Below are 6,456 nucleotides of genomic sequence, written 5' to 3'. Positions count from 1 at the left end.
CCTACATTTTCTTTCTTCACTTGCGGCGATACTATATTTCCTACATTTTCTTTCTTCACTTGCGGCGATACTATATTTCCTACATTTTCTTTCTTCACTTGCGGCGATACTATATTGTTTTTTTTCGTTTGCGGAGAAATGATATTGTTAGGTTTCATTTTACTAATTTGAGGAGCAATTAACTCACTTCCTTTTTTTATTACATCTGAAATTTTATATTCTTTTTTCGGTTTTATTGGTGGTTGTGGCGGCTGCGGTAATACATTTACCGAAAACTTCGTGTTTTCTTTTTCCGCCGGTTTTTGTTTTTCTATCACAGGTGGTTTTTGAATAACAGACGGTTTTTCAACTGGTTTTTCTTTTTGAATTGGCTGTTCTTTTTGCACTTCTTTTTGCGGTTTCACCTGTACTTCTTTTTGTGGCTTTACCTGCATCTCCTTCTGTGGTTTCACCTGTACTTCTTTTTGCGGCTTTACCTGCATCTCCTTCTGCGGTTTTACTTGCACTTCTTTTTGTGTTTGTTGCATAGCTGGCTGCTGTGTAATTGGTGCTGATTGATACGTAACTTCTTCTTCATCTTCTATTCCAAGCGGAGTTGGTGTTGCTGCAAATTCTTTTTGCTGCACTTCTTTTACGTATTGCTTTGGAGGCGCTGAACCTGCTCCAGCCTGTTGTTTCATGTGAACACTCTTGGATGGCACTTTAATTTTCATACCTGGCATAATTAAATCTGGATTACTAAGTTGTGTATTTGTTTTTTTCAACGTGTCAAAATCCACTCCGTACTTTTTCGCAATTTTCCAAAGGGTATCCCCTTTTTGCACGATATGAATTTTCAAATTTTCCCCCTCCTGTATAACTTATCTATAAGTAACAAATCTCATGAAGTAACTCTTTCTAAATAACATTAACTTCTTTTCACTTTTATCACTTCTTCGATTTTCAATATCATTCGAAGCGGAATAAGCATAAAGAACCACAATGATTTCTTCAAAACAATGTATGCCCATTTCGTTCTCGTTATGATTATATGTATGAAAAAAAGCAACAGGAATACCGTTGCTTTACACACGCTCTAACATACGATTTAATGCAAGAACCGCTTCTGCCGTTACTTGTTTGTCTACGCTAATAACGTTAATTTCTTCTCCTCTTTCTATCGTTTCAAGTGTCCATAATAAGTGAGGCAGATCAATTCGGTTCATCGTTAAGCACGGACACATAAATGGATTAAGTGAAACAATTTCTTTATCTGGATGTTGCTGAATAATTCGGTTCACTAAATTCATTTCTGTACCAATCGCCCATTTGCTACCAGATGGCGCTGATTCAATCATATCAATAATATATTTCGTTGAGCCTGCATAATCTGAAGCAGCTACAACTTCATAGCAACATTCTGGATGTACAATAATATTCATATCAGAATGATTTTTTCGTACGCTCTCAATGTTCTTCACTGTAAAATTTTGATGAACAGAACAATGCCCTTTCCATAAAATTACTTGAATTTCTTCTATATCCCCATCGTACTCTAATGAATCTGTGTGTGGGTCCCATACTGCCATTTTATCTAATGGGATACCTAAATCGTACGCTGTATTTCTCCCTAAATGTTGGTCTGGTAAAAAGACGAGACGTTCTTTTTGAGTAAACGCCCAAGATACCATTTGCTTTGCATTAGAAGATGTTACTGTTGCTCCTCCGTTACGACCACAAAACGCTTTAATTGCAGCTGTAGAGTTCACATATGTTAACGGAATCATCGTATCTCCAAATAATTTCGTGAGCTCTTTCCATGCTCTTTCTGTTTGTTCAATATCTGCCATATCCGCCATCGAACAACCTGCACGCATATCTGGTAAGATGACAACTTGATCATCTGTCGTTAACATATCTGCTGTTTCCGCCATAAAGTGCACCCCGCAAAACACAATATATTTTGCGTCTTTATTGCTCGCTGCAACTTGTGCAAGCTGAAGTGAATCCCCTGCTGCATCTGAAAATTGTACCACTTCATCTTTTTGATAATGATGCCCTGGAATGAATAACATTTTCCCCATTTTCTCTTTAATTTCACGAACACGCTTTTCCATATCTTCCGTTGACATCGTGTAATAACGCTCTGGTAACATCGTTTCAATTGGCTGTACTTGTTCTAAAATACTCATATACGTTTCTCCCCTCTAAGCCACTTTCCTTATCCTTCAATATTGAAACTAATATCAAGTGCTTTCACTGAATGTGTTAACGCTCCAAGTGAAATATAATCTACCCCTGTTTTTCCGTATTTCGGTAAATCTTCAATTGTGATGCCCCCTGAAGCTTCTGTAACGATAGCACTTGGTACAATTTTTGAAAACTCCCGGATTTCATCTGGCGTACGATTATCGAACATAATAATATCAGCACCAGCAGCAACAGCCTCTCTCACCTGTTCCTCAGTTTCTGTTTCTACTTCTACTTTCACCATATGTCCTAACTTTTCTTTCACTGATGTAACAGCTTTTGTAATAGAACCAGCAAACGCAATATGATTGTCTTTAATCATGACACCATCATATAAACCGAAGCGATGATTAAATCCACCGCCGCACACGACTGCATGCTTATCAAACATACGTAGTCCTGGCATCGTTTTTCGCGTATCACAAATGCGAGTATGACTGCTATCTAAAGCAAGAACCGCTTTACGCGTCATCGTCGCTATTCCGCTCATACGCTGAATAACATTTAATATAACGCGCTCTGCTGTTAATAACGATGCAATTGGACCTTGCACAGTTGCAATGATTTCGCCTTTTTCTACAAGGTCCCCATCTTTTTTATGAAGCTCTACTTCAATTCTCTCATCAATTAATTTAAATCCTGATTCAATTACTAAACGTCCTGCAAAGACGCCTGTATCCTTCGCAAGAAACGTTCCTTTCGAAAGCAAGTTATCTGGAAAAATAAGCTGAGATGTTACATCTCTTTCCCCTATATCTTCTAAAAAAAATCGATTTAATGCTTCTTTAACTTTTATCGTGTTCATAAAGCCCCTCTTCCCCTCATCACACAAGTTGTCGTTTTCTCTTTACTCGAACAATCTCTTTCTTTCCTATATTTCTATCTGGATAATCACTCCGGTAATGCCCGCCAATACTTTCTTCTCTTTGCAAGGCTGACACAACTATAAGCTCACAAACCGTTAACATATTAATAAGCGTTATCTCTTCATTCGTAAGAACATCATGTTGTAATATCATATTTCGAACACCATACTTACTAAGCCATCTCTTCGCATAAGATAAACTTTGCTCTGTTCGCACAATCCCAACATATTTCATCATGCATTTTTGTATTTCTTCTTTCGTCGGTAAATGATTCAGAACGATAAACTTTGCTTCCTTTTCGGCTAGCATGTTCACCTTTTCTTTTGTCTCTCTAGATAAAATGTGTCGTCCGATTCTTTTTCCAAACACAAGACCTTCTAATAATGAATTACTCGCTAATCTATTTGCACCATGAACCCCGTTACAAGCTACTTCACCGACTGCGTATAAGTTCGGAATAGACGTCTCTCCATCACAGTTCGTTTTCACGCCGCCCATGTGAAAATGAGTACCAGGCACGACTGGAATAAGTTTTTTATTTATATCGACTCCATTTGTTTTACATATCGATGACACGGTCGGAAAGCGTTGTTCAAAGTTTTGAATCATTTCGATGTTTAAGTACACTTTTTCACCCGCAAGTAGCTGTTCATGAATAGCCCTTGCGACTACATCACGAGGCGCTAAATCCTGTTCGGAATGTATATCCATCATAAAACGCTGCCCTTTTCCATTTATAAGGACAGCTCCTTCTCCGCGAACAGCTTCGGACACAAGACCAGAACAACGCCCACCCGCGTATAACATCGTCGGATGAAATTGTATAAACTCTAAATCTACAAGCTCTCCGCCTGCACGGTACACCATTGCAAGTCCATCGCCTGTAATCGTCTCATCATTAGAAGTAAAGGCGTATAAACCGCCAATACCGCCTGAAGCTAACACCGTATAATCTGCATTGTAACGTTTCAATTCTCCTTTATTGTTGCGAGTTAAAGCCCCAACACATTTATCTTTTTCTATAATAAAATCGAGCACCATTTCCTGTTCCACTACCGTAACGTATGGAGCTACTTCTTGAATAAGATGCTCTAATAAATTCTTTCCTGTTGTATCGCCACCTGCATGTAAAATACGACGTTTTCGATGCGCTCCTTCTTTTCCAAGATGAGGACCTGTTTCATCTCCATCAAATTTCATTCCATTTTCAATAAGGTTATTAATTTCTTTCGGTCCTTCCTCGACTAAATAACGGACCACTTCTTCATTGTTATAATGACACCCTGCTACTAGCGTATCTTCAAAATGATCATTAGGATTGTCGTATGTAGCTACCGCTGCGGCAATTCCACCTTGAGCTAAATGTGTATTATTATTACGTTTCGTCTCTTTTGTGATAATAATCACATTCTTTTCGTGACAAATCTCTTTTGCAACACGAAGTGCCGCAACGCCACTTCCAATAATTAAGACATCTGCGCTTGGCATAATTGTTGCCTCCTACTTTACACTTTTCAACTGTCTTGACACCTATATTTACATAGTTTTAAAATAATGACAAGAGTTTTTTTATAATTCTTATTTTCACTACCATTTAAAAAGTAAAAGAAATGTAACTCTTACTAGAGAGAGGAACTTACATGATGATATATCTTGACTATGCAGCTACTACACCTATGAGCGAGGAAGCGTTACAAACATATATGAAAGCAGCGTCGCAATACTTCGGAAATGAACAAAGTTTACATGATATTGGAGGAACGGCTTCTTCTTTATTACAAGTTTGCCGAAAAACATTTGCGGAAATGATTGGAGGAAAAGAACAAGGAGTATTTTTCACAAGTGGTGGATCGGAATCGAACTATCTTGCGATCCAATCACTTCTAAATGCCCGAAATAAGAAGCATATTATTACGACACCTATAGAACATGCATCCATTCGAAGTTATTTTCAATCTCTAAAATCAAAAGGCTATACAATCACTGAAATTCCTGTTGATAAAAATGGACTCATTTGTTTAGTAGATTTAGAGGCAGCTATTACAGAAGATACTGTGCTAGCAAGTATACAGCATGGAAACTCTGAAATCGGAACCGTTCAAAACATTACAGAAATCGGGGCACTTTTAAAAAAATATAATGTTTTATTTCATACGGATTGTGTGCAAACGTTTGGTAAACTGCCTATCCATGTTTTTGAGATGGGGATTGATAGTCTTTCTGTTTCAGCACATAAAATATACGGACCAAAAGGTGTCGGCGCTTGCTACATAAATCCGCAATCTCGCTGGGAACAAGTATTTCCAGAAACTTCTCAAGAAAAAGGATTTCGCCCAGGTACAGTAAATGTTCCCGGCATCGCATCTTTTTTAACAGCTGCTGAAAATATATTAAAAACTCAATGGGAAGAAAGTTTACGTTTTAAAGAGTTACGATCCTACTTTTTAGAGCAAATACAAACACTTCCGCTAGAAATTGAAGTAGAAGGTCATTCTACTTCTTGTTTACCACATATTGTTGGGGTTACAATAAAAGGAATAGAAGGTCAATATACTATGCTAGAATGTAATCGCCATGGTATCGCCATTTCCACCGGAAGTGCTTGCCAAGTCGGTAAACAAGAACCTTCGAAAACTATGCTTGCAATTGGAAAAACGTATGAAGAGGCAAAACAATATGTCCGCTTCTCTTTCGGACAACAAACAACGAAAGATCAAATTGATACTACTATTCATGCACTACACACAATTGGAAATCAATTTTATAGAGGTGTTAAATCATAATGAAACAAAATGAACAAAAAAAGATTTTAGGTGAAGAAAGACGACAACTTATCCTCCAGTGGCTTCTTGCTGCAAATGAACCGTTATCGGGGAATGAACTATCGAAAAAGACGAACGTAAGTAGACAAGTTATCGTGCAAGATATTTCCTTACTTAAAGCACGAAACGAACCAATTATTGCAACTGCTCAAGGCTATTTATATTTAAAGCCACAAGAGAAACAACAAACTTTTGAACGCGTAATCGTATGCCAGCACAAACCAGCAGAAGTACGTCAAGAACTTACAATGCTTGTTGACCACGGCGTTACGATTAAAGACGTAAAAGTTGAGCATCCTGTATACGGTGACTTAACAGCATCCATTATGGTAAGCAATCGCTTTGATGTAGAGCAATATTTACAAAAAATCGAAAACACAAACGCTTCCTATCTATCGCAACTAACAGATGGTATTCACTTACATACAATTGAAGCAGATTCTAAAGAGAAGTTAGATGCTGCTTGCGAAGCTTTAGATAAAGCAGGATTTCTCGTTTATTAATGTAAAGCACAGAGTTTTTATCATTCTCTGTGCTTT

Annotated in this window: 5 protein-coding genes and 1 pseudogene; 2 read left to right on the top strand and 4 right to left on the bottom strand. The window is 37.7% G+C overall.

Translation table 11 applies throughout. The features are described from left to right. The 4 genes and pseudogenes from exsA to nadB form a co-directional block, all read right to left on the bottom strand. Positions 1-839, bottom strand: a pseudogene (gene exsA / locus ACS2QP_RS15910) (spore coat assembly protein ExsA); the annotation flags it as partial. A 225-nt stretch (positions 840-1,064) separates the two neighbouring features. Then, entirely contained in the window at positions 1,065-2,171 is a 1,107-nt protein-coding gene (nadA, locus tag ACS2QP_RS15905; RefSeq protein WP_000025339.1) for a quinolinate synthase NadA, read from the bottom strand. A gap of 29 nt (positions 2,172-2,200) precedes the next feature. Continuing rightward, complete coding sequence (nadC, locus tag ACS2QP_RS15900) at positions 2,201-3,034, bottom strand: carboxylating nicotinate-nucleotide diphosphorylase (protein ID WP_001092227.1); 834 nt, start codon at positions 3,032-3,034, stop codon at positions 2,201-2,203. Between the two features lie 19 nt (positions 3,035-3,053). Next, positions 3,054-4,583 (bottom strand): L-aspartate oxidase, encoded by a 1,530-nt coding sequence (gene nadB / locus ACS2QP_RS15895; RefSeq protein WP_326263125.1) that lies wholly within the window; start codon positions 4,581-4,583, stop codon positions 3,054-3,056. A 152-nt stretch (positions 4,584-4,735) separates the two neighbouring features. Here nadB and ACS2QP_RS15890 point away from each other — a divergent pair, with 152 nt between their 5' ends. Both ACS2QP_RS15890 and ACS2QP_RS15885 read left to right on the top strand, forming a co-directional pair. After that, positions 4,736-5,878 carry an IscS subfamily cysteine desulfurase gene (locus ACS2QP_RS15890; RefSeq protein ID WP_326263124.1) on the top strand — a complete coding sequence of 381 codons (1,143 nt, stop codon included), beginning with the start codon at positions 4,736-4,738 and terminating at the stop codon, positions 5,876-5,878. Continuing rightward, positions 5,878-6,420 (top strand): transcription repressor NadR, encoded by a 543-nt coding sequence (locus tag ACS2QP_RS15885; protein WP_000812275.1) that lies wholly within the window; start codon positions 5,878-5,880, stop codon positions 6,418-6,420. Before ACS2QP_RS15890 ends, ACS2QP_RS15885 begins: the two co-directional genes overlap by 1 nt. Positions 6,421-6,456 lie beyond the last annotated feature (36 nt).

This window comes from Bacillus cereus group sp. Bce019 (genome assembly GCF_051781745.1).
GTDB classification, from domain to species: domain Bacteria; phylum Bacillota; class Bacilli; order Bacillales; family Bacillaceae_G; genus Bacillus_A; species Bacillus_A cereus.
This window is presented reverse-complemented; position numbering and strand designations above follow the sequence as displayed.

Bases quoted from the DNA above. Each gene is read 5' to 3' on its own strand.
- nadB (WP_326263125.1), bottom strand. From the start codon at position 4,583: ATGCCAAGCGCAGATGTCTTAATTATTGGAAGTGGCGTTGCGGCACTT.
- nadC (WP_001092227.1), bottom strand. From the start codon at position 3,034: ATGAACACGATAAAAGTTAAAGAAGCATTAAATCGATTTTTTTTAGAA.
- ACS2QP_RS15890 (WP_326263124.1), top strand. From the start codon at position 4,736: ATGATGATATATCTTGACTATGCAGCTACTACACCTATGAGCGAGGAA.
- ACS2QP_RS15885 (WP_000812275.1), top strand. From the start codon at position 5,878: ATGAAACAAAATGAACAAAAAAAGATTTTAGGTGAAGAAAGACGACAA.
- nadA (WP_000025339.1), bottom strand. From the start codon at position 2,171: ATGAGTATTTTAGAACAAGTACAGCCAATTGAAACGATGTTACCAGAG.